Origin of the sequence: Micromonospora sp. NPDC049004 (assembly GCF_040649315.1) — a bacterium.
Classification (GTDB): Bacteria; Actinomycetota; Actinomycetes; order Mycobacteriales; family Micromonosporaceae; genus Micromonospora.
This window is the reverse complement of the sequence record NZ_JBEZFG010000003.1, coordinates 411,330-432,315: the sequence shown is the minus strand read 5'-3', so window position 1 is coordinate 432,315 and position 20,986 is coordinate 411,330. Positions and strand designations below refer to the sequence as shown.

Below are 20,986 nucleotides of genomic sequence, written 5' to 3'. Positions count from 1 at the left end.
CACGGTCACCGGCGGCGCGGCGTGATCAGTCCCGACTCGTACGCCCACACGACCAGCTGGGCCCGGTCACGGCAGTGCAGCTTCGTCATCGCCCGGTTCACGTGGGTCTTGGCGGTCAACGGGCTGATCACCATCCGCACGGCGATCTCGTCGTTGGTCATCCCTCGGGCGACGAGCTCGACGACCTCCTGTTCGCGGGCGGTCAGCACGTCCCGGCCCGCCCCCGGTACGGCCGGCGGTGGGCCGGCCACGAACTCGCTGATCAGCGTACGGGTCACGGTCGGGGCGAGCAGCGCGTCGCCGCGCGCCACGACGGCGACGGCCTGCAGCAGGTCGGCGGGGTCGGCGTCCTTGAGCAGGAAACCGCTGGCGCCCGCTCGCAAGGCGGCGAAGACGTAGGAGTCGAGCCCGTAGTTGGTGAGGATGAGGATCCGGATCGCGGCCAGGTCGGGATCCACGGCGATGCGTCGGGTCGCCTCGATGCCGTCGAGCCCCGGCATCTGCACGTCCATCAGTACGACGTCGGGGCGCAGGCGTCGCGCGAGGTGCACGGCCGACGTGCCGTCGGTGGCCTCGCCGACGACCTCCAGGTCGTCCTCGGCCTCCAACAGCGCCCGGAAACCGGCTCGCATCAGCGCCTGGTCGTCGGCGAGCAGGACCCGGATCATGCCGGCTCGTCCAGGGGGAACGTGGCCCGCACCGTGAACCCGTGGTCGTCGCGGGCGGCGGCCTCCAGTGTGCCGCCCAGTCCGGTGACCCGTTCCCGCATACCGCGCAGTCCCACCCCCGGTGTCGGGGGTCGTGCCGGCGACGCCCGCCCGTCGTCGGTGACCGCCACGGTCAGCCCGGCCGGGGCGTACTCGACGTGAATGTGCGCGGACGCCGGGCCGGCATGGCGGGCCACATTGGTCAGGGCCTCCTGCACGACCCGGTAGCCGGCCTGGTCGACCTCGTCGGGCAGGCTCCGGGGCCGACCGCTGACGGTGACCTGGACCGGCACGCCGACCGCCCGGGTCCGCTCGGCGAGTTCGTCCACCCGGGCCAGCCCGACCCGGTCGTCGTCGGGCGCGCGCAGGATGTCGAGGGTGGTGCGTAGTTCCCGCATCGCGGCGCCACTGGCCTCCTGGATCGCCAGCAGCGTGGCCGACGGTTCCTCGCCGTGCTTACGGGCCAGGTGCACGGCGATCCCCGCCTGCACCTTGATCACCGAGATGCTGTGGGTCAGGGAGTCGTGCAGGTCGCGGGCGATGCGCAGCCGCTCCTCCCCGGCCCGCCGCAACGCCATCTCCTCGCGGGTGCGCTCGGCCTCGATGGCCCGCTGTTCGACCTGCTCCAGGTACGCCCGGCGTTGCCGACCGACGAGCCCGGCGACGTTGGCCGCCACGAACCATCCCAGCAGCAGGGCCGTCCGCTCGACGATCAGCTGGTTGGGGCGGTCGGCGGGCGCCACCGAGAAGTCGCGGGCCAGAAAGCCACCGAGGAAGGCGAGGCTGGCCACGGCGGCGGCCGCCCGGCGACCCCGCCAGGCGGCGAGGTAGACCACACCGAGAACGGGGAACGCGGCGGACACCCCGGAATGCACCCGGACGTGCACGGCCAGCATGGCGGCGGTCACCACGCCCAGCGCGACCACCGGGTACCGCCGGCACACCGCGAGGGCCGCCGCCATGGCCAGGACCAGGGCGACGTCGAGGGCCCCGACCGTCGCGGCGTCGGGCGCGAGCGCGGCGTTGCCGAGCAGCAGGCCGCCGAGGGCGAGACCACTGAGGGCGTACGGCAGGTCGCGGCGCATGGTCGCACTGTAGAACGGCAGTCGTCCGGGGAGCATCCCGCGCACGCGGTAGATCAGCCGTACCACGGACGCGGTATCGCGCCGGAGCAAGTGTCTGCGGCGGCACGACGTTTTCCCAGCCCGCCGCGGCGAGCATCGACCTCATGACATACCGCTTCTTCACCCCCGTTCCCACGAAGGCGGTCACCGGCCGCACCGCGGAGGTCTACCAGCAGTCGCGTGAGGACTTCCTCGGGCCACTGCCCACCTTCCAGGTGCTCTCGGCCGTGCCGGAGGTGCTGGCCGCGACCTGGTCACTGCTGCGCGAGGCCCTGCTCGCCGGGGACGCGTCCCGGGTCGAGCGCGAACTCGTCGCGGCGGCCGTGTCCCGAGCCAACCGCTGTCAGTTCTGCATCGACGCCCACGTGCTGCTGCTGCACGCCCTGGGCGAGCACTCGCTGGCCGAGGTGGTCGCCCGGGGCGGGACGCCAGCCGACCCGAGGCACGCCGAACTCGCCCGCTGGGCCCAGGCCAGTCGCAGCCCCCGGGCCGCCGACTGGCGCAGCCCGTACGGCCCGGAGGTCACCGGCACCCTGCTCGCCTTCCACTTCATCAACCGGATCGTCTCGGCGCTGCTCGACCCCGACCTGCTCCCCGGCGGCCTGCAACGCGCACCGCTGGTGCGTTCGGTCGGGGGCCGCCTGTACGCCAGGGCCGCCCGGGAGCCGAGGGAACCCGGACGCAGCCTGCCGCTCCTCGATGCCGGTCCGACGCCGCCGCCGGCCTGGGCGGGGGACAGCCCGGTCGGTGTCGCCTACGCCTCGTTGCGAACCGCCGCCACCCGGGGCGGGGACCTGCTGGGCGACGTGGCCCGCCAGACCGTGACGGCAACCGTGCGCTGGGAGGACGGGCGGTTCCCGGCCCGGCCCGCCGACTGGGCCGTCGACCTCGTCCGGGACGTGCCGGGCCGGGACCGCATCGGAACCCGGATCGCGTTGCTGGCGGCGTTCGCGCCCAGCTCGATAAGCGTGGGGGACGTCGCCCTCTGGCGGCTGTCGCACCCCGCCGACGCCGACCTCGTCCGGCTGGTCGCGTACGGCGCGATCACCGCCACCGACCACGTCGCCCAGGCCCTGGCCTCGGCGCACCTCTAGGAGCCCACCATGCGTAAGGCATTCGTCGTCAGCGCCGCACTCCTGCTCGTCGCGTTCGCCGTCCAGTTCGTCTTCGCCGCCGTCGGCGCGTTCACGAAGCCCGGGGGCGACGGCGCGTACGCCCTGCACAGCGCCAACGGCATGGCGGTGATCCCCGTCCTCACAGTGCTCACCGCCCTGTTCGCCGCGCTGGCGAAGGCGCCGGGCCGACTCGTCGGACTGGCGATCCTGCCGTTGGGCCTCGTCGTCGTGCAGGCGCTGCTCGCCATGCTCGCCAACGGCTCCACCGACGCCGCCGGCGTCAGCACCGTGCTCGGCCTGACCATCGGTGGGTTGCACGCGATCAACGGCATCGTCGCGGTGCACGTCGTGGTCGGCGTCCTGCGGGGAGCGCGGAGGCTGGGCGGTCCGACGCCGCTGGGCGACATCCGCGCGGCCGTCCGGGAGCAGGAGCCGGCATGACCACCGGCTCACTGCTCGTGGCGGACCTCGTGCTCGCCGTTCTCACCGCCGCCGGATGGCTGGGCGGCGGCGCCGCGGCGGCCGCCCGACGCCGACCGCTCGCCCTCGGGCTGGCCGCCCTCGCGCTGCTCGCCACGCTCGGCCGTGCCCTCACGGTGATCGCGCTCGCCCGCGCCGGCTGGTGGTTCGCCGCGGAGAAGGTCCTCGTCGCCGCGCCCCTGTCGCTCGCCGCGGTGATCGTCGCCGGGCCGCGGCTGCTGCGGGCCGCGGGCGACATCAGGTCCGTCGCGGTCCCGCTCCTCTTCGCCGGGTACGCCGTGAGCGGCGCCCTGCTCGTGACGATCCTGCACGGCTATCCGGCGTCGACGTCGACGGGGTTGCTCGCGGTCGCCGGGATCGGCTCGGCGACGGCGGTCACGTGGCGCTTTCTCGACGCGCGCCCGTCCCGGACGGTGTCCCGCGCGGCCACCGTGACGACGGTCGCTGCCCTGCTGGCCGGAACCGGGCTGGCCGTCGCACCGGACACCGCGACCGCCGTACCGCATGATCATGGCTATCCGCAGATCCGGACCACCGACGAACCCACTCGGCGGTTCACCCTGACGGCCGGGACGGCCACGGTGAACGTGGGTGGCCGCGACGTAGCGGCATGGGCGTTCAACGCGCAGGTACCCGGGCCGGAGTTGACCGCCACCGTCGGCGACGTCGTGGAGGTGACGCTGCGCAACCGGGACATCGGGCGGGGCGTCACACTGCACTGGCACGGGTACGACGTGCCGAACAGTCAGGACGGGGTGCCCGGCGTGACGCAGGCAGCGGTGCTGCCCGGCCAGGAGTTCGTCTACCGGTTCCGTGCCGATCAGGCCGGGACGTACTGGTACCACACCCACGCGGTGTCCGACGTCGGTGTGCGGATGGGCCTCTACGGCGTCCTGGTGGTGCGCCCGGGGCCGACGACCGGCCTCGACGTCACCGTGCCGGTGCACACCCTGGCGGGTCGTCCACTTCCCGCGGCGAGAGTGGAGCGGGTCGAGGCCGGTGTGCCGGTACGGCTGCGTCTGATCAACACCGACAACACGACGCACCGCTACGTCCTGGCCGGGACCGCCTTCCAGGTGGCCGCGATCGACGGCTTCGATCTGCGGGGTCCGACGCCGCTCGTGGACACCGCGGTGCTGATCCCGGCCGGGGGCCGCTACGACCTGGTGTTCACCGCGCAGGCCACCCCGGTGGCGCTGTTCGTCGACGGACGGGTGGTCTGGTCCACCGGGGAGTTGTCGACGGCGACCGGCGGCTGGCCCGTCCTGGACCCGCTCACCTACGGCGTGCCGGCTCCGGCGCCGTGGACCGGGTTCGACCGGGAGTTCACCCTCGTCCTCGATCGTGGTCTCGACCTGCACGGACTGCTTCCGCGATACGCCCACACCGTGAACGGCGCGGCCGATCCGGACATCCCGCCGCAGGTCGTCCACCGCGGCGACGTCGTCCGCTTCACGATCGTCAACCGGTCGCAGACCGTGCACCCGTGGCATCTGCACGGCCACCACGTCCTCGTGCTGTCCCGTACCGGCTCGCCGGCGATCGGAAGTCCGCTGTGGCTGGACTCGTTCGACGTCCGGCCGGGTGAGGTGTGGGAGGTGGCGTTCCGGGCCGACAACCCGGGGATGTGGGCCAACCACTGCCACAACCTGGGGCACGCCGACGCCGGGATGACGCTGCACCTGATGTACTCGTGATCTCCCGTGCGGTTCCCGGTTTCGGCCCCACCCTGGCGGGAACCCCGTCGCCGCCCGTGCAGCGGAGGCAGGCGACGAGGAGGCGGCTATGACGCTGGCCAACCCGGCTCCGGACTATTTCGAGCCCGAAGACGGCATGTTCCTGGCGACCCTGCTCATCGTCCGGGACATCGATCGGTCGCGCGAATACTACGAGCGCGTGTTCGGGGCGACGTGCGTCCACGACGCGAACCCGCTGATCATGAAGTTCTTCAACAGCTACATCATTATCAACGTCGAGGGCGGCCCGACTGACGACAAGCCGACGGTCCAGGCCAAGGCCCCGACGGACTCCAACACCCTGAGCTGCGCGATGAACGTCCGCGTCCGGGACATCCGCACGCTCTACGCCGAATGGAAGGCCCGGGGCGCGGATTTCCTCACCGAGCCGAAGGACCACGGCACCGAGATCCGTTGTTACCTCCGCGACCCCGACGGCTATCTGGTGGAGATCGGCCAGGGGCTCTAGTCGCGAGTCCCATCGCCGGCCGCCGGATCGGACAGGCGCAGCACCCGGCCCCGTCGCGTGGCGGCGGGGCCGGGTGTCGGTGCGCGGAGTCGGTCGGGATCAGCTGGTTCCGCAGGTGACAGTCGGCCAGTTCCAGTTGCCGTTGGCCATGACAGTTATGCCGAAGTTGTTGCCGTTGCCGTTCGGCCTGGCGGTGACGGTTCCGCTGGTGCCGCTGACGGAGGCGTTCCAGCTGTTCTGAATGCTCTGGCCGCCGCCGAGACCGAGCCGGACGACCCAGTTGTTGGTGCCGCTGACCGCGACGTTCAGGTTGAAGCGGTCGCCCCACTGCTGACCGGCGGAGAGCGTCGCGTTGCAGGTGCCGTTCCCGGGGTTACCGGTGGTGGGTCCGGAGGTGGGCCCGGAGGTCGGGTTGCCGCCGCCACCCTCCTGGACGGTGACGTCGGAGCTGCCGCTGCTCTGGTAACCCTCGGTGGCCATGATCTGGTAGCTGTGGTTGGTGCCGAGGTTCAGGCCGGCGCGGGCCCAGGCGTCGAAGTGGTTGGCGGTGGTGATGGTGCCACTCGAGCGCTTGTTCTGACGGACGCTCCAGTACTGGTAGAACGTCTGGTTGCCGTCGATCGACGGAGCGTTGACCCGCTGGCTGCGCAGGATGTCGTAGGTGCCGCCGTCAGTGGTCACCGTGCCCAGCCGCTGGGCGCCGCTGCTCGGGTTGTAGCTGCCGAAGTTCTCCACCACGTAGTACTCGATGAGCGGGTTGCGCGTCCATCCGTACAGGGCGAGGTAGGTGTTGTTGTTCCCCGGGTTGTAGTTGGCCGAGTAGCTGACCGTCCGCCGCGAGCCGGTGGCCCAGCCCTTGCCGCCGACCCAGTTGTTGGTGCTGCGGTCCCAGCTGCTGGAGTACCGGCCGTTTTCGCGCAGCGTCATGCTGGCGTTGCCGCCGTCCTTCCAGAAGGAGAAGTAGTAGCCGTTGTGCGTGCCGGTCAGGCTCGAGGTGAGCGTCCGGTCGGCCTCGGCGTACGCGTTGGTCGCCGTCACCGTGCCGGCGACGGCCAGGACGGCGGCGCATGCGGCGCCCAGGAGCAGCCGGATGCGACCGCGCCTCCCTCGCCTGGTGGGGGTGTGGCTGGTGTCGGTCATGTGGGTGGTTCCTCCTCGTAACGGCCACGGCGTGGTGCCGCGTGGTGGTGGTTGGCCGGTCGCCCTGCACGACGACCGGAGGAGTGGGCCGTGGTGGCTGGTGCTGACGGTGATTGAACGTCGTCGATGGCGACCGTATTAACCCGGTCGTCGACTTGTCAACAATTTCCGGAAACGCCGTGGCAACGTCGCGCTGGCCTCCCGCTGTGGAGGGGACGCATGTCGAGGCAGGTCAGTAGTCAATCAGAGTTCGGTATCGTCATACGAATGTCGGCGGTGGCGACGGCCGCCCCGGTCGGAAGCCCCCGAAATTTCCGAAGACTTTCCGGACCTTGGCCAGCGGGAGCGCGGGAAGTGGGTCCCGGAGAGGTTGCCGCCACTTCCGCGTGCTGGATCGGGTGAAACTTGATCCGTTCCAAAAAAGTGAGCTAGTGTTCGTCGGGTGATGCCCGACTTCGAGGCGCAACTGCGAGCCGCCTCGCTGCGCGTGACCCGGCCCCGGCTGGCGGTGCTCGCGGCCCTGCGCGACCACCCCCACGTCGGCACCGACGCGGTGATCGCGCTGGTGCGGGCGGACCATCCCACCGTGTCCCACCAGGCCGTGTACGACGTACTGCGTGTGCTCACCGACGCCGGCCTGGTCCGCCGGATCCAGCCCGCCGGTGCCACCGCCCGCTACGAGTCCCGGATCGCGGACAACCACCACCATGTCGTGTGCCGCTCCTGCGGCGCCATCGCCGACGTCGAGTGCGCCGTCGGTCACGCACCCTGTCTCACCGCCTCGAACGACCACGGCTTCGTGGTCGACGAGGCGGAGGTCGTCTACTGGGGCACCTGCCCCGGTTGCGCGACCGCCCGCACCTCCCAGTGATCCGCCAGTTCGGAAGGAAGTACATGAGCGACACCCAGGACAACCGCCCCGCCAGCGCGCAGGGCGTGGACGAGAAGGCCGCAGCAGGCTGCCCGGTCGCGCACGACTCGGTGACCGCGCACGGCAGCGAGAGCGAGAACCCGGCGATCGACTCGCCGACCCCGAAGACCGGTGGTCGTCCGCGCACCAACCGGGACTGGTGGCCCAACCAGCTCGACCTCTCGGTCCTGCACGCCCACTCGTCCAAGGGCAACCCGCTGGGTGCGAACTTCTCCTACGCCAAGGAGTTCGCCAAGCTCGACGTCGAGGCCCTCAAGCGCGACATCGTCGAGGTCCTCACCACCTCGCAGGACTGGTGGCCGGCCGACTTCGGCCACTACGGCGGTCTGATGATCCGGATGAGCTGGCACGCCGCCGGCACCTACCGCATCGAGGACGGCCGCGGTGGCGCCGGCGACGGCGGTCAGCGTTTCGCCCCGCTCAACAGCTGGCCGGACAACGCCAACCTGGACAAGGCCCGCCGGCTGCTCTGGCCGGTCAAGCAGAAGTACGGCCAGAAGATCTCCTGGGCCGACCTGATCGTGCTCGCCGGCAACGTCGCCCTGGAGTCGATGGGCTTCAAGACCTTCGGCTTCGGCTTCGGTCGCGAGGACGTGTGGGAGCCCGAGGAGATCTTCTGGGGTCCGGAGGACACCTGGCTCGGCGACGAGCGGTACTCCTCCGAGAAGGAGATGGCGGCCGGCGTCGGTTCGACGGAGATGGGCCTCATCTACGTCAACCCGGAGGGCCCCCGCGGCAACGCGGACCCGATGGCGGCCGCCCACTTCATCCGGGAGACCTTCCGCCGGATGGCGATGAACGACGAGGAGACCGTCGCCCTCATCGCCGGCGGCCACACCTTCGGCAAGGCCCACGGCGCCGGTGTCGCCGACGGGCACGTCGGCGCGGAGCCCGAGGGCGCCCCGCTGGAGGCGCAGGGCCTCGGTTGGCTGAGCACCCACGGCAGCGGCAAGGGCGCCGACACGATCACCAGCGGTCTCGAGGTGACGTGGACCGACGTCCCGACGCAGTGGAGCAACCGCTTCTTCGAGATCCTCTTCGGCTACGAGTGGGAACTCACCACCAGCCCGGGCGGCGCGAAGCAGTGGGTCGCCAAGGACGCCGAGGCGATCATCCCGGACCCCTTCGATCCGGCGAAGAAGCACAAGCCGACGATGCTCACGACCGACCTGTCGCTGCGCGTCGACCCGGCGTACGAGAAGATCTCGCGTCGCTTCCTGGAGAACCCCGACCAGTTCGCGCTGGCCTTCGCCAAGGCGTGGTACAAGCTGCTGCACCGCGACATGGGCCCGATCGAGCGCTTCCTCGGACCGTGGGTGGCCGAGCCGCAGCTCTGGCAGGACCCGGTGCCGGCCGTCGACCACGAGCTGGTGGGTGACGCCGACATCGCCGCGCTCAAGGCGAAGGTTCTCGAGTCCGGTCTCACGATCGACCAGCTGGTCTCCACCGCCTGGGCGTCCGCCGCGAGCTTCCGGTACACCGACAAGCGCGGTGGCGCCAACGGCGCGCGGATCCGCCTCGAGCCGCAGCGCAACTGGGAGGTCAACCAGCCCGAGCAGCTCGCGTCGGTGCTGAGCACTCTGGAGGGCATCCAGCAGGAGTTCAACGCCGCAGGTGGGGCGAAGATCTCGCTGGCCGACCTGATCGTGCTGGCCGGCTCGGCCGCGGTCGAGAAGGCGTCGCGCGACGCGGGTGTCGAGGTGACCGTGCCGTTCCGGCCGGGCCGCACCGACGCCACCCAGGAGCAGACCGACGTCGAGTCCTTCCGGGTCATGGAGCCGCGCGCCGACGGGTTCCGCAACTACCTGCGCCCGGGTGAGAAGACCCAGCCGGAGGTGCTGCTCGTCGACCGTGCCTACATGCTGAACCTGACCGCGCCCGAGATGACCGTCCTCGTCGGCGGTCTGCGGTCGCTCGGCGCCAACACCGGCGGCAGCCAGCACGGCGTCCTCACCGACCGGCCCGGTGTGCTCACCAACGACTTCTTCGCCAACCTGCTCTCCCCGGGCACCCGGTGGAGCGCGTCGAAGTCCGACGAGCACGTGTACGAGATCCGGGACCTGGCCACCGACGAGGTGAAGTGGACCGCCACCGCGGTCGACCTCATCTTCGGCTCCAACTCCCAGCTGCGGGCCCTCGCCGAGGTCTACGCCAGCCAGGACGCGCGCGACAAGTTCGTGCAGGACTTCGTCGCGGCCTGGACGAAGGTCATGGAGCTCGACCGGTTCGACCTCGCCTGATCCTGCGTCACCGACGAGCCCCGGCCGATCCGTCAGCGATCGACCGGGGCTCGTCCGCGTCCTGCCGCCGACCGCCTGACGTCCGTCAGTCCAGCCCGGACAGGTACTCGCTGCGTCGCTGCGGCTCGAACTTCTCGATCGCGTACCGCAGCATGACGCGCGGCATGACCCGGTGGTGCCGGGCCAGGAACTCCTCCTCGGCCGCCCGGTCGCGGTTGCCCACCTCGCGCAGCATCCAGCCCACCGCCTTGCGGACCAGATCGTGCGGGTCGTGCAGGAGCCGTTCACCCAGGCGAAACGTCCAGTCGAAGTCACCGACCCTGATGAAGGCGAAGGTCGCCATGATGGCGATGCGCCGGTCCCACACCAGGTCCGACGCGGCCAGGCGATCCAGGACGCTCCGGTCCTTGTCGATCAGCCACGGCCCGAGGATGTACGGGGCGGACGAGTCCACCAGGTCCCAGTTGTTGACGCGGTCCGTGTTGTCCAGCAGGAGACGGACGACGCGGCCCCGTTCCTCCTCGTCGCCCCGGCTGAACTTGCGGACCAGAACGAACAGCGACGTCAACCTCTCCTCGTGCACGTCGCCCGTCAGCAGCTCCGCCGTGTCGGTCAGGGAGAGATCGCGCCAGTACCGGGCGGCGACCCGCCGCTGGTCTGGTACGGAAACGCCGATCGCGCGGTCGCCCTCGCCGTAGCCGCCGGGGACCAGCTGGAGGAGCCGGCTCGATCCGGCCGCCCGGGCCGGGTCGGCGAGGCGCGCGAGGTCGTGGCGGACGTCGGCGGGCGTGGCCATGTCTGCGCAACCTACCGGGCGCGTCCGACAGTTCGGTCGTGTTCGGTGGCGTTCCGTCCGCGGCGCGCGGTGCGAGAGGCCGGTGAGTGTCCGACCAGTTTGGGATGCTGTGGCCGTCTCTCTGCCGACAGCACCTGATCTGAAGGAGCACTGCGATGGCGAAGGTCATCTCCACGCTGTTCATCTCGGCCGACGGCGTGGCCGAGATCGACCCCGACTGGCACTTCCCGTATTTCGACGACAACATGGGCCGCGCCGTCACCGAGGACTACGACACGTCCGACGTGCTGCTCATCGGCCGGGTGACCTACGACAGCTTCGCCGGAGCCTGGCCCGACCGGGAGGCGGCGGGTGGCGAGGACGCCGGGTTCGCCAAGCAGCTCGGGGACGTGCGCAAGGTCGTCGTGTCCCGCCAGCCGCTGGAGTTCTCCTGGCGCAACTCGGAGCTCGTCGACGGCGATCTCCCGGCGGCCGTCGCCGCGCTCAAGGCCGACGCCGGGATCAAGGGCATCCTCATTCCCGGGTCGATCTCCGTGGTGCAGCAGCTCCTCGCCGCCGGGCTGGTCGACGAGCTGCGACTGCTGGTGCACCCGGTGGCGGCGCGCAAGGGTCGCAGGCTGTTCGACGACGGTGACACCCCGTACCACCTGCGGGTGACGGCGACCGAGGTGTTTCCGACGGGCGTGCTCCGCGTGATCTACGCCCCGACCGACGCGCCCGGCGCGGTCGGCTACGACGAGGTCAAGGACCAGGTGCCCGCAGGAAACTAGGCGACCCGGCCGCCCACCTGTCGGCCGCCCGACGCCTGGTCCGAGCCGGCCCCGTCGCTGCGCGCGACGGGGCCGGCCCGATCTCGTCCGGGCTCGGACAGCTCAGCCCTGGTGGAGGTCCGCGATCAGGCGATCGTGCAGGTCGCGCCGTTGAGTGTGAACGAGCTCGGTCGGGCGGTGTTGCCGGTGTGCGTGGCCTGGAAGCCGATCGTGACCGATCCGTTCGGCGGGATGCTGGCGTTGTAGGCGACGTTCCGGGCCGTCACCTGGCCGGACGTGGGGGAGTAGGTCGCGTTCCAGCCCGAGGTGATGCTCTGCCCGCCGGGCAGGGTGAACACGAGCGACCAGCCGTTGACGGCGCTGGCACCGGTGTTGGTGATGGTGAAGTTCTCGGTCAGGCCGGTGTTCCAGGCGTTGACGGCGACGCTCACCCGGCACGCGCCGGAACCCGGCGGCGGCGTGGTCGGGTTCGGGGGCGGCGTGGTCGGGTTGGGTGGCGGCGTCGTGGGGTTCGGGGGCGGCGTGGTCGGGTTGGGTGGCGGCGTGGTCGGGTTTGGCGGCGGTGTGGTCGGGTTCGGCGGGGCGGTCAGGCCGAAGAAGGCGACGGCGGCAGCGGCCATGCCGGCGGAGGGCAGGCTGTGCCCGGCCCCCTGGATGCTGTACGCCTCGACCTGAACGGTCCCGCTCGCGTCGGCGTACCGACGCCGGTTCCAGCCGGATTGCGGTGTGTCGGTGGAGGTGGGTGTCTGGCTGAGCCCGAACACGTTGGTCCACTGCTCGATCGTCTCCTGCAACAGCGAGTACGGCACGAGGGTGTCGCTGGTGCCGTGCCACAACTGCACACGCGGGCGGGGGCCGGAGTAGCCGGGGTACGCCTGACGGACCGCGTCACCCCACTGTTGCGGGGTGCGGTTCATGTTCCCGCCGGTGCACTGGCTGCTCCCCGGTGGATAGTCCGCCGCGTTGGCGAAGCAGTTGTAGGGGACTCCCATGAACGCCGCGCCGGCCTTGAACACGTCGGGATACAGCGCCAGCATGTGGTTGGTCATCATGCCGCCGGACGAGCTGCCGGTGGCGTACACCCGGTCGGGGTCGCCGCCGTACTGCTGCTGGGCGTAGCGGATCATCGAGATGATCGACACGGGGTCGCTGCCGCCGCCGCGGCGCTTGGCGGCGTCCGACCAGGTGTCGAAGCAGTTGCCGAACCCGGCCTGCTGGGTCGCGGTCGGGTAGATCACGATGAAGCCGTACCGGTCGGCCTGGGCGGCGAACTCGCTGCCGGAGTAGAAGCCGGGGCCCGATCCTCCGCAGCCGTGCATGGCGACCACGATCGCGGGCCTGGTCGGGCGGGTGTCGGGCACGTAGACGTGCATGCGCATTCCGCCGGGGTTGTCGCCGAAGCTGGTCACCTCGGTGAGGGATGCGGCGTACGCGGGCTGGAGGGCGGGTGCCACCAGGCCGGCCGCTGCCAGCGACGTGACCAGGCCGAGCAGCAGTTTTCTTCGGATCTTCACGGGGACGACTCCTTCGATCACCTGTGCGGGTTGCGTGTGGTCGCGCGGCGGTCACGGGTGCGCCCGACTGCCCGTGGTGATCGCGCCTCGCCCACTACGTGTGCTTGCCCTGTGCCCGGCTCTGTGCGGCGTCGCGATGCAGATAGTGTTCCTCGCGGTCGTCGAAGTGTCAATCGATGTACCTCAATTGCACGAGTGCTGGTGACCGCCGCGGCGGTCCCGGCGGCACGGACCGTCCGTCTACAGTCGGTGCACCGTCCCTGAGTCGAGCCGGGAGCGCCTGTGGCAAGCCCCTTCACCATCGAGGAGATCTATCCCGACGACGGGGACGACCCGCCGCGGCTGCCCCGGCGACAGGCCGGCAGCTCGCCGCAGGATCTCGCGGTGACCCTGCTGGCCGACTACACCCTGCGCAACCGCGCGCGGATCCCGTCCGCCGCCCTCGTCGCGCTGCTCGCCGAGGCCGGGGTGAGCACTGCCGGCGCTCGCGCCGCGATCAGCCGCCTGGCCCGTCGGGGTGTGCTGGAGGGCAGCCGGGAGGGGCGGCGCAGCTCCTACCGGATCAGCCGCGCCGCCGCCGCGAACCTGTCCAGCGGCGGCAGTTGGATCCTGGCCGCCACCACCGAGGTCACGACGTGGGACGGATGCTGGACCATCGTCGCCTTCTCGCTGCCGCAGGATCACAGCACCCAGCGACGGGCCCTGCGGGGCCAGCTCCGCTGGCTCGGGTACGCGCCGTTGTACGACGGTCTGTGGATCTCGCCGTACGAACTGAGCGCGCAGGGCAGGGCCCAGCTCGCCCGATTCACTCTCGGCGCCGTCACGGTGTTTCGCGGGCGGCAGGCCGCGCTCGACGTGATCGGCCAGCGCGCTCCCATCGACGCCTGGGACATCGAGGCGATCGGACGGCACTACGAGGAGTTCCTGCGGCGCTGGACGCCCCTGGTGCCGGTGCTGCGATCCGGAGCCGTCGACGGCGCGGCGGCGGTACGGGCGCGTACCGAGGTCATGGACACCTTCCGGCGGTTTCCCACCCTCGACCCCCGGTTGCCGCTGGAGCTGCTGCCGCCCGGCTGGCTCCGACGGCCGGCCCGGGAGCTGTTCGAAGCCGTCTACGACGGCCTCGCCGAACCGGCCGCGCGCCACGTCCGGTCGGTCGTCGCGCGGTTCGCCGACGGCGCGCAGCCCGGCATCCAGGCGCACACCACCGCCGACCTGCTCGCCGGTGTCTGCGGCGCGGACCCGGCTCCGGACCGGGGCGGCACGTCGGCGCCGGTCGAGAGCTGCGCGACCTGAACGGGGGCTGACGGGGTCTCCCCACCGGCGGCCAGGTGTGTACCTTGTGGAGAACGCGCAGCACTGGGGAGGCCGGATGACGTCACGCGGTGCAGACCTTTCGGCGACCGACCGGATCGACACCTCGGTCGCGCACCCTGCCCGCCGGTACAACTACCTGTTGGGTGGTAAGGACAATTTCGCCGCCGACCGGGAGTCCGGCGACGCGCTCGCGGCCGCGATGCCCACCATCCGGCTCTCCGCCGTGGAGAACCGGATGTTCCTGCAACGCGCGGTGCGCTTCCTGGCGCGGCACGGCGTCCGGCAGTTCCTGGACATCGGGACCGGCATCCCGACCGCCGACAACACCCACGAGGTTGCCCAGGGCATCGACCCGTCGGCACGGGTGGTGTACGTCGACAACGACCCGATCGTCCTGGCCCACGCCCGCGCGCTGTTGTCCAGCACGCCCGAGGGGCGGACGGCCTACCTCGACGCCGACCTGCGCGAGCCGGAGACGATCCTCGCCCACCCCGATCTGCGCACGACACTGGACCTGACCCGGCCCGTCGCGCTGATGTTGGTGGCCATCCTGCACTTCATCCGCGACGACGAGGACCCCAAGGGCATCCTCGATCGGCTCATCGCGGCGCTGCCGTCCGGCAGCTACGTGGTCGCCTCGCACGTGACCTGGGAATACCTGCCGCCCGCCGTCACCGCCCAGCTCGAAGCCAACAACCGCGACGGCCGGTTCCAGGCCCGGAGCACCGAGCAGTTCGCGGCCCTTCTCGACGGGCTGGAGCTCGTCGAGCCGGGCATCGTGTCGGTGGCGCGCTGGCACGCCGACGACGCGCCGCAGCCGCGCCCGTCCGTAGAGGACGTGTCGTTCAACGCCGCCGTCGCCCGGGTCCCGTGACGACGACCGCCACCGGCGCCGCGGTCGCTCAGCGAGTCTTCTTCGTCGGCCGCTTGCGGGGCGGCGTCAGCAGGTCGGCGATCGCCGCGATCGCCGACGGCACGATGCGGTAATACGCCCACACGCCGCGCTTCTCGCGCTCGATCAGGCCGGCCTCGGTGAGAATCCGCAGGTGATGGCTCACGGTCGGCTGAGAGAGGTTGAGCGGCGCGGTGAGGTCGGTGACCGAGGCCTCGCCCTCCGGGGCGGCCTGGATCAGGCTGAGCAGCCGCAGGCGGGCCGGATCGGCGAACGCCTTCAGCACCCCCGCGAGCCGCTCGGCATCCGCGCGTTTGATCGGCTCACCGGCAAGCGGCGAAATGGCAGGCATGGCAGTCTCGGCAGTTCCCACGACAGCCATCGTTCCACCAACCTGGGGAACAGAGCGGCGGAACCGGACAAATCCCCGAGCGGATGCTGTGCTCATCACGACACCATCGACGCGTGTCGTGGCCGACGCGCCCTCGGTGGGCTCTCCGGAGGGCGTACGGCTGACGTCCTCCGTCGAACCGGGGCCGCGTGGGCCAGCCGTCAGGGCAGGTTGATCGTGTACTCGGCGGTCTGGACCTTCCCGTCGACCTGGAAGTCGAAGAAGGCCCGGTACCGGCCGGCGCTGGGGACGGTCAGCCAGAACGCGACAGCGCCGTCGACCAGCTCCTGCTCCGGGTGGACGTGCACGTACCCGAGGTCACCCTCGCGAACGACGACCAGGTGCCCGTACGCGCCCAGGTATCGCTGCGGCTGGACCGGCCCGGCGGCGTCGGTGCGCGTGAGCTGGAATCGCACCGGCGCGGTCACCCCGGCGGTGGGCGTCCCGGTCATCGACACCGTGAACGGTCCGGCCGTCGCCTGGGCCTGGGCCGGTGGCAACGCGGCCGGGGCGTACGCGCCCGGCACGTGGTGGTCGACGCCCAGCACGAGGGGCACCTGTCGACCGTCGGGGGCGTTGACGGAGAAGTCGGCGAAGACGCGGTAGCCACCCGGTCGGGCCAGTGTCAGGGGGACGCTCCAGGTGCCGTCGGACGCCATCGTCGGGTGCAGGTGCTGGTAGCCGCCGAGGTCGCGCCCCACCACGATCAGGTGCAACGGCTTCTCGTGCACGACGGCGAAACGCGTCGCCGGCTGCCGGTCGGTCCCGACGATCCGGAACCGGTAGTCCGCGCGTACGCCGGGCGGCTGGGTCCGCTCCAGGGGCTGCAACGTGTAACCGCCCGCACTGACCGTCGTCCCGGTCGCCAGCGTCTCACCCGCGCCGACGTCCCCCGGATGCGAGTGCGGCCCCGTCCCGGGCGCGTGGTCGTGCCCGTTCCCGGCCGACAGGGCCTCCCCGGCGCCGGTCGGCGCCCCGCCGGCGGCCCCGGGCCGACGAGCGTTCCCGGCAGTGGACGCGTCGCCGGCGCCGATGCGGGCGAGCCCGAAGCCGGCCAGCAGAGCCACCATGAGCCCGCCGACGAGCAGCGCCAGGTGGGTGTTGGTCAGTCGTGACCCGCGTGCCCCGGTGCCGTCCTGCGCCTCGGGCCGCGACCGTTCGGCGGGCGACGCGTCCTCGGGCGTGGCCAGGGCCTGCGCGGACGGCGCCGGCGCGGACTCGACCACTACCGGACCTCGCGCGCTGGAGCGCGCGCCGCTTCTCTGCGCCGGGGGTACGGCGGCGCTGCGCTGCCTGCCACCTGCCGCGCGACCGCCGCCCGTGGTCGCCGGGCTCCTGCCGGCGGTCGCCGCGTTCCTGCCGGCGGTCGCCGTGCTCTTGGCGCCGACGGGCTTGCGTGCCGAGGGGGCGACGCGACCGCCCCGGCCGGCGGGAGCCTTCGACGTGCGGACCCGGCCAGGCGATCCACCCGCGGGCGACGAACGACGACGCCAGAGGACGAATCCCGCCACCGCAGCCAGGACCGCGACCGCCCCACCGACCCCGAGCAGCGCGCCCGGGCCGCTTCGCTCCTGCGGGCGTGCGGCGGGCGCCGCAGGCGTCGTGCCGAGCGAGCCGGCGGGCGCCGCCGAGGCCACCGGCTGCTGCCCCGTGGAGGCGTGCTGGTCGATGGCCGCCAGCAGCGCGGGGTCGGGCTGCTGGGTCGGCGGTTGCCAACCCTGCGGAGCCTTGGTCGCCCGGCCGGTGTAGCGGAACGTCATCGTGCCGCGCACCGCGTCACCGTCGGAGGCCACCGACAGGTAGCTCACCGAGTACTGGCCGGCGGCGGGAAGGTGCGCGACCGACACCACCGCCGGAAAGCCTGTCGTGTACTCGCGTGGCTGGAACTGGCCGTCGACCAGGAAGTACTCCCGCACCGGCTTGGTCAGCGGCTTCGGCTCCCCGTACGTCCAGCCGTTGTCGACGCGGACGCCGTTCGGCGCGGTGACCGTGAAGTAGGCGTTGGCGCCGACCTTCTCCGTGAAGTACAGCGCCACCGACGTCAACGGCCCCGGCACCGTGGCGCCGCTCTCGGGAGTGGACATCGCGAACGTCCCGTGAGCTGCGGCGGGCTGAGCGGACGCGAGAAGGGTGACCGCCGTGGCGAGGGCGAGCGCGAGCACGCCCGCGACCAGCCGGCCGAGACTCTGGGGGAGACGACGCATCTGAATATCCTCACCGGGGTGAGGCTTTCTTCACAAGGAGCTGATCTTTTTTCGCCGACGGCAAAAGTTGCGCTCGCTCCGGTCGGCACACTCCGCCGGTGGCCACGACCGTCGCCGCGCGCCACGACCCCGGACCACGCCCACGCCCACGCGTGGTCCGGGGCCGTCGCTTCAGCAGGTCGCGGGTGGAATGCTCTGCTCGTACTGGAAGACGTTGTGCGGGTCGTACTTCGCCTTGACCTTGCGCAGTCGGTAGAAGTTGGACCCCCAGTAGGCCGACTCCCACTCGGCCATCCCGATGTTCGGCACGTTGACGTAGGCGCCGTCGACGTACGGCCGCAGGGCCTGGCTGAACTCGGCGATCCAGGTCTGGGCGACCGGGGTGAGGGCGTCGCCGCTGTCCGGCTCCCCGCGCGTGCCCCAGCCGACGCCCGGCTCGGAGTAGAAGAGCGCGTCGCGGTGCGGGAACGCGGACCCGCCACGGGGCTCGTGCGCCTGGGCCCCGCGGCCGAACGCCTGGAGGAAGAAGTTGCTGTCGTCCGTGGGTGCCTTGTCCATGAAGGCCCGGACCACACCTATCGCCTTCTTCGGGAACGGCCGGTTGGAGAACTGCGAGAAGAACTTCCAGTTGGCGGGCTCGTCCTCGGTCGGGATCTGGAAGCCCGCGTAGATCTCGCCCCAGCCCCCGGTCTGTACGGTGACCTCGGGGCTGCCGATCGAGAGGATCGGCTCCAGCAACTCCCTCGCCTCGGCCTCCGGACCGTCGGCGAGCACCGCGAACAGCAGGATCTGGGACTTGTGGATCTCGACCTGGGTCCCGAGGCGGTAGTCGGTGAACGGAGCGATGCGCTGCCAGGTGTCGAAGATTTCCTCCAGGTCGCCCAGGCCGTCCCAGGTCGCCTGGACGTAGGCGACGCTGTGCAGCGGCGTCACCCGGTAGGTGAGTGAGGTGACGATCCCGAAGTTCCCGTTGCCCGCGCCGCGCAGGGCCCAGAGCAGGTCCTCGTGGTTGTGCAGGTCCACCTCGATCGCCTTCGCGCCGTTGGTGCCCCACGCGACCACGATCTCCGCCCCGATCAGGCTGTCGCAGGCCATCCCGAGGTAGCGGGTGAGGAAGCCGAGACCGCCGCCGAGGGTCGCGCCGGACAGGCCCACGCTTCCCTCCGTCCCGGTGGTCACCGCGAGGTCGTGCTCACCGAGCGCGGTGACCGCCTCCAGTTGGTTGAGCCCGGCGCCCACCCGCGCGGTGCGGCTTGCGTAGTCGATGTCTGTCGACTTCAGCTCGCTCACGTCGATCACGATGCCGTTGTCGACGTTCGACCAGCCCTCCAGGCTGTGCCGGCCACTGCGCACCCGCAGCGCGACGTCGTTCTGCCGCGCCCAGGTCAGGGCGTTGACCACGTCCTGGGTGTTCTGGGCGAAGACGATGACCAGCGGGTAGCGGACGAACAGCTCGTCCCAGCCGAGGCTCGCGTTCGCGTAGCCGGGATCCTGCGGGCGGACGATGCGGCCGGTCAGCTCCGCCGGCGGGCACTCCGCGGTGGAAGACGGACCCGGGCCGCCGTCGGCCGCGAACCCCGGGGTGCCGGCGGCCACGATGCCGGGAAAGACCGCGGCCCCCGCGCCGACGGCCGCCGTCGCCTTGAGTACTTCGCGACGAGATAGGTCGCGCATGGTCCGATCCTCTCGATGTGGGTTCCGCCAGCGATCGACCAGAGTGGTTCTGGCCCGGTGGCACGCAACTCACGCTATTACGGGAGAGTTATTCGGAGATGGGCGTTTTTGTCCGGAAACCCGGTCGGGTGATCGGGACGGGTCGGTTCGTGGTGTGCGGGACGGCTCGGTCCTGCGTGACGTCAGTCGACGCCACGCAGGACCGTCGCGGCGTCAGCCGGCCGTACAGGAGCGGATCTGCGGTCGGGCGCTGCTGTTGCCGTTGAACATCGTGGTGAAGCCGAACGTGTTGCCGCTGCCGTTGGGGCGCACGGTCATGACGTAGCCGCTGCTGTCCCAGGTGGCGTTGCCGTTCCAGATGGTGGAGACCTTCTGCGGCGCGGTGAGGGCGACCACCACCGTCCAGGTGCTGGTGCCGCTGACGGTGACCGAGGTGTTGTACCGGTCACCCCAGACGTTCGGCGTCGTCGCCGTCGCCGTGCAACTGCCGCCGGACGGGGGCGGGGTCGTGCTGCTGGGCGGGGGAGTCGTGCTGCCCGGCGGCGGGGTCGCGCCGTCGGGTGCGACCGCGCGACCGGTGGACGGCGAGATCATGCCGGGGCAGAGATTGCGGCTGGTCAGGTTGGCCACGATCTGGCCGATGGCGTCCCGGGTGTTCTGGATCCCGTCGTGCATGAGGATGACCTGGCCGGCCTGGAGACGGCTGGCGTTCGACACGATCTGGCTGACGCTCGCGCCGTTCCAGTCCTGTGAGTCGACGTCCCAGATCACCTGCCGCATCCCGAGCGACGAGGCGACCGACTGGAGGGTCGAGTTGGTCTCCCCGTACGGCGGCCGGAACAGCTGCGGCCGGCTGCCGGTCGCGGACTGGATCGCCGAACTCGTCTGGGACAGGTCGGACTGCATCTGGGACTGGCTCATCGACGTCATGTGGGCGTGGCTCCAGCTGTGGTTGCCGACCCACATGCCGGCGGCCACCTGTGCCTGCGCCGCCGACCTGTTGTTCTGCGCGTTCTGCCCGATGTTGAACATCGTGGCCCGTACGCCGTTGGCGCGCAGCACGTTCAGCAGGGCGCTGGTGCTGCCGGTCGGACCGTCGTCGAAGGTGAGCCCGACGTAGCCGTTGCAGGTGGCGGCGCTCGACGGGGTCGCGGTGGCCACGACGACGACGCCGCATGTCGCGACGGCGGTGGCGAGGATGGACAGCACCGCACGGAGTCGCCTCGACCGTACGAGCGTGCCAGCGGAGACAGTGCTCATCTGTGCCCCTTCTACCGGGTCGGACGCGCCCCGGTGTGTGTGGGCGGCACGGTCCGGTCCGGACGTGTGGGTGGTGGGTGGGGAGATCGACCGAAGCTCGCCGGAAGCCGGATCGCATCGACCAGAATGGATCGGAGTATTGCAGCGGGAATTCCGACGCGTCAACAATTTCCGGAACCCCGGCCGGAGTCGTCCGGAGCCGCTCTCGTGCTCGACGTGACCCGGG

The 20,986-nt window shown here is 71.3% G+C and carries 18 protein-coding genes; 9 read left to right on the top strand and 9 right to left on the bottom strand.

The features are described from left to right. Nucleotides 1-5: 5 nt before the first annotated feature. Nucleotides 6-668 carry a response regulator transcription factor gene (locus AB0B97_RS11300; RefSeq protein ID WP_357492738.1) on the bottom strand — a complete coding sequence of 221 codons (663 nt, stop codon included), beginning with the start codon at nucleotides 666-668 and terminating at the stop codon, nucleotides 6-8. Continuing rightward, complete coding sequence (locus tag AB0B97_RS11295) at nucleotides 665-1,792, bottom strand: sensor histidine kinase (RefSeq protein WP_357492736.1); 1,128 nt, start codon at nucleotides 1,790-1,792, stop codon at nucleotides 665-667. Before AB0B97_RS11295 ends, AB0B97_RS11300 begins: the two co-directional genes overlap by 4 nt. A 143-nt stretch (nucleotides 1,793-1,935) precedes the next feature. Between AB0B97_RS11295 and AB0B97_RS11290 the strand changes: the two genes are divergently transcribed. The 4 genes from AB0B97_RS11290 (at nucleotide 1,936) to AB0B97_RS11275 (ending at nucleotide 5,631) form a co-directional block, all read left to right on the top strand. Then, on the top strand, nucleotides 1,936-2,925 hold the full coding sequence (locus AB0B97_RS11290) for a carboxymuconolactone decarboxylase family protein (protein WP_357492734.1): 990 nt from the start codon (nucleotides 1,936-1,938) through the stop codon (nucleotides 2,923-2,925). 9 nt (nucleotides 2,926-2,934) lie between these two features. Further along, nucleotides 2,935-3,387 carry a DUF6220 domain-containing protein gene (locus AB0B97_RS11285; RefSeq protein ID WP_357492732.1) on the top strand — a complete coding sequence of 151 codons (453 nt, stop codon included), beginning with the start codon at nucleotides 2,935-2,937 and terminating at the stop codon, nucleotides 3,385-3,387. Next, nucleotides 3,384-5,123 (top strand): multicopper oxidase family protein, encoded by a 1,740-nt coding sequence (locus tag AB0B97_RS11280; RefSeq protein ID WP_357492730.1) that lies wholly within the window; start codon nucleotides 3,384-3,386, stop codon nucleotides 5,121-5,123. Before AB0B97_RS11285 ends, AB0B97_RS11280 begins: the two co-directional genes overlap by 4 nt. Nucleotides 5,124-5,211: 88 nt before the next feature. Beyond that, nucleotides 5,212-5,631: a VOC family protein gene (locus AB0B97_RS11275; RefSeq protein ID WP_357492728.1), complete on the top strand. Its 420-nt coding sequence runs from the start codon at nucleotides 5,212-5,214 to the stop codon at nucleotides 5,629-5,631. 99 nt (nucleotides 5,632-5,730) lie between these two features. Here the strand turns inward: AB0B97_RS11275 and AB0B97_RS11270 are convergent, their stop codons facing one another. Further along, nucleotides 5,731-6,771 carry a glycoside hydrolase family 11 protein gene (locus AB0B97_RS11270; protein WP_357492726.1) on the bottom strand — a complete coding sequence of 347 codons (1,041 nt, stop codon included), beginning with the start codon at nucleotides 6,769-6,771 and terminating at the stop codon, nucleotides 5,731-5,733. Between the two features lie 442 nt (nucleotides 6,772-7,213). On the opposite strand from AB0B97_RS11270, the gene AB0B97_RS11265 reads away from it, so the two are divergent. Together AB0B97_RS11265 and katG are read left to right on the top strand one after the other, a co-directional pair. Then, on the top strand, nucleotides 7,214-7,642 hold the full coding sequence (locus tag AB0B97_RS11265; RefSeq protein ID WP_357492724.1) for a Fur family transcriptional regulator: 429 nt from the start codon (nucleotides 7,214-7,216) through the stop codon (nucleotides 7,640-7,642). Between the two features lie 23 nt (nucleotides 7,643-7,665). Beyond that, entirely contained in the window at nucleotides 7,666-9,942 is a 2,277-nt protein-coding gene (gene katG / locus AB0B97_RS11260) for a catalase/peroxidase HPI (RefSeq protein WP_357492722.1), read from the top strand. An 85-nt stretch (nucleotides 9,943-10,027) separates the two neighbouring features. Here the strand turns inward: katG and AB0B97_RS11255 are convergent, their stop codons facing one another. Next, nucleotides 10,028-10,738 carry a DNA alkylation repair protein gene (locus tag AB0B97_RS11255; protein ID WP_357492720.1) on the bottom strand — a complete coding sequence of 237 codons (711 nt, stop codon included), beginning with the start codon at nucleotides 10,736-10,738 and terminating at the stop codon, nucleotides 10,028-10,030. A gap of 155 nt (nucleotides 10,739-10,893) precedes the next feature. Here AB0B97_RS11255 and AB0B97_RS11250 point away from each other — a divergent pair, with 155 nt between their 5' ends. Beyond that, entirely contained in the window at nucleotides 10,894-11,508 is a 615-nt protein-coding gene (locus tag AB0B97_RS11250; RefSeq protein WP_357492718.1) for a dihydrofolate reductase family protein, read from the top strand. Between the two features lie 125 nt (nucleotides 11,509-11,633). Here AB0B97_RS11250 and AB0B97_RS11245 read toward each other — a convergent pair whose 3' ends face one another. Continuing rightward, the gene (locus AB0B97_RS11245) at nucleotides 11,634-13,022 is read right to left on the bottom strand and encodes a PHB depolymerase family esterase (protein WP_357492716.1); all 1,389 of its coding nucleotides are present in this window, start codon (nucleotides 13,020-13,022) and stop codon (nucleotides 11,634-11,636) included. Between the two features lie 282 nt (nucleotides 13,023-13,304). Between AB0B97_RS11245 and AB0B97_RS11240 the strand changes: the two genes are divergently transcribed. Beyond that, nucleotides 13,305-14,318 (top strand): PaaX family transcriptional regulator C-terminal domain-containing protein, encoded by a 1,014-nt coding sequence (locus AB0B97_RS11240; RefSeq protein WP_357492714.1) that lies wholly within the window; start codon nucleotides 13,305-13,307, stop codon nucleotides 14,316-14,318. Between the two features lie 76 nt (nucleotides 14,319-14,394). Continuing rightward, entirely contained in the window at nucleotides 14,395-15,213 is an 819-nt protein-coding gene (locus AB0B97_RS11235; RefSeq protein ID WP_357492712.1) for an SAM-dependent methyltransferase, read from the top strand. A gap of 28 nt (nucleotides 15,214-15,241) precedes the next feature. On the opposite strand, the gene AB0B97_RS11230 is transcribed toward AB0B97_RS11235, so the two are convergent. The 4 genes from AB0B97_RS11230 to AB0B97_RS11215 all read right to left on the bottom strand — a co-directional run bounded on the left by AB0B97_RS11230 (nucleotide 15,242) and on the right by AB0B97_RS11215 (nucleotide 20,760). Further along, a complete protein-coding gene (locus AB0B97_RS11230; RefSeq protein WP_007461709.1) occupies nucleotides 15,242-15,613 on the bottom strand; it encodes a metalloregulator ArsR/SmtB family transcription factor in 372 nt (123 codons plus the stop codon). Between the two features lie 170 nt (nucleotides 15,614-15,783). Further along, the gene (locus AB0B97_RS11225) at nucleotides 15,784-17,826 is read right to left on the bottom strand and encodes a copper resistance protein CopC (protein WP_357492709.1); all 2,043 of its coding nucleotides are present in this window, start codon (nucleotides 17,824-17,826) and stop codon (nucleotides 15,784-15,786) included. A gap of 171 nt (nucleotides 17,827-17,997) precedes the next feature. Beyond that, the gene (locus tag AB0B97_RS11220; RefSeq protein ID WP_357492707.1) at nucleotides 17,998-19,500 is read right to left on the bottom strand and encodes an FAD-binding oxidoreductase; all 1,503 of its coding nucleotides are present in this window, start codon (nucleotides 19,498-19,500) and stop codon (nucleotides 17,998-18,000) included. 213 nt (nucleotides 19,501-19,713) lie between these two features. Continuing rightward, a complete protein-coding gene (locus AB0B97_RS11215; RefSeq protein WP_234581226.1) occupies nucleotides 19,714-20,760 on the bottom strand; it encodes a polysaccharide deacetylase family protein in 1,047 nt (348 codons plus the stop codon). Nucleotides 20,761-20,986 lie beyond the last annotated feature (226 nt).

Bases quoted from the DNA above. Each gene is read 5' to 3' on its own strand.
- AB0B97_RS11300 (WP_357492738.1), bottom strand. From the start codon at position 668: ATGATCCGGGTCCTGCTCGCCGACGACCAGGCGCTGATGCGAGCCGGT.
- AB0B97_RS11295 (WP_357492736.1), bottom strand. From the start codon at position 1,792: ATGCGCCGCGACCTGCCGTACGCCCTCAGTGGTCTCGCCCTCGGCGGC.
- AB0B97_RS11290 (WP_357492734.1), top strand. From the start codon at position 1,936: ATGACATACCGCTTCTTCACCCCCGTTCCCACGAAGGCGGTCACCGGC.
- AB0B97_RS11285 (WP_357492732.1), top strand. From the start codon at position 2,935: ATGCGTAAGGCATTCGTCGTCAGCGCCGCACTCCTGCTCGTCGCGTTC.
- AB0B97_RS11280 (WP_357492730.1), top strand. From the start codon at position 3,384: ATGACCACCGGCTCACTGCTCGTGGCGGACCTCGTGCTCGCCGTTCTC.
- AB0B97_RS11275 (WP_357492728.1), top strand. From the start codon at position 5,212: ATGACGCTGGCCAACCCGGCTCCGGACTATTTCGAGCCCGAAGACGGC.
- AB0B97_RS11270 (WP_357492726.1), bottom strand. From the start codon at position 6,771: ATGACCGACACCAGCCACACCCCCACCAGGCGAGGGAGGCGCGGTCGC.
- katG (WP_357492722.1), top strand. From the start codon at position 7,666: ATGAGCGACACCCAGGACAACCGCCCCGCCAGCGCGCAGGGCGTGGAC.
- AB0B97_RS11255 (WP_357492720.1), bottom strand. From the start codon at position 10,738: ATGGCCACGCCCGCCGACGTCCGCCACGACCTCGCGCGCCTCGCCGAC.
- AB0B97_RS11250 (WP_357492718.1), top strand. From the start codon at position 10,894: ATGGCGAAGGTCATCTCCACGCTGTTCATCTCGGCCGACGGCGTGGCC.
- AB0B97_RS11235 (WP_357492712.1), top strand. From the start codon at position 14,395: ATGACGTCACGCGGTGCAGACCTTTCGGCGACCGACCGGATCGACACC.
- AB0B97_RS11230 (WP_007461709.1), bottom strand. From the start codon at position 15,613: ATGGCTGTCGTGGGAACTGCCGAGACTGCCATGCCTGCCATTTCGCCG.
- AB0B97_RS11225 (WP_357492709.1), bottom strand. From the start codon at position 17,826: ATGCGTCGTCTCCCCCAGAGTCTCGGCCGGCTGGTCGCGGGCGTGCTC.
- AB0B97_RS11220 (WP_357492707.1), bottom strand. From the start codon at position 19,500: ATGCGCGACCTATCTCGTCGCGAAGTACTCAAGGCGACGGCGGCCGTC.
- AB0B97_RS11215 (WP_234581226.1), bottom strand. From the start codon at position 20,760: ATGAGCACTGTCTCCGCTGGCACGCTCGTACGGTCGAGGCGACTCCGT.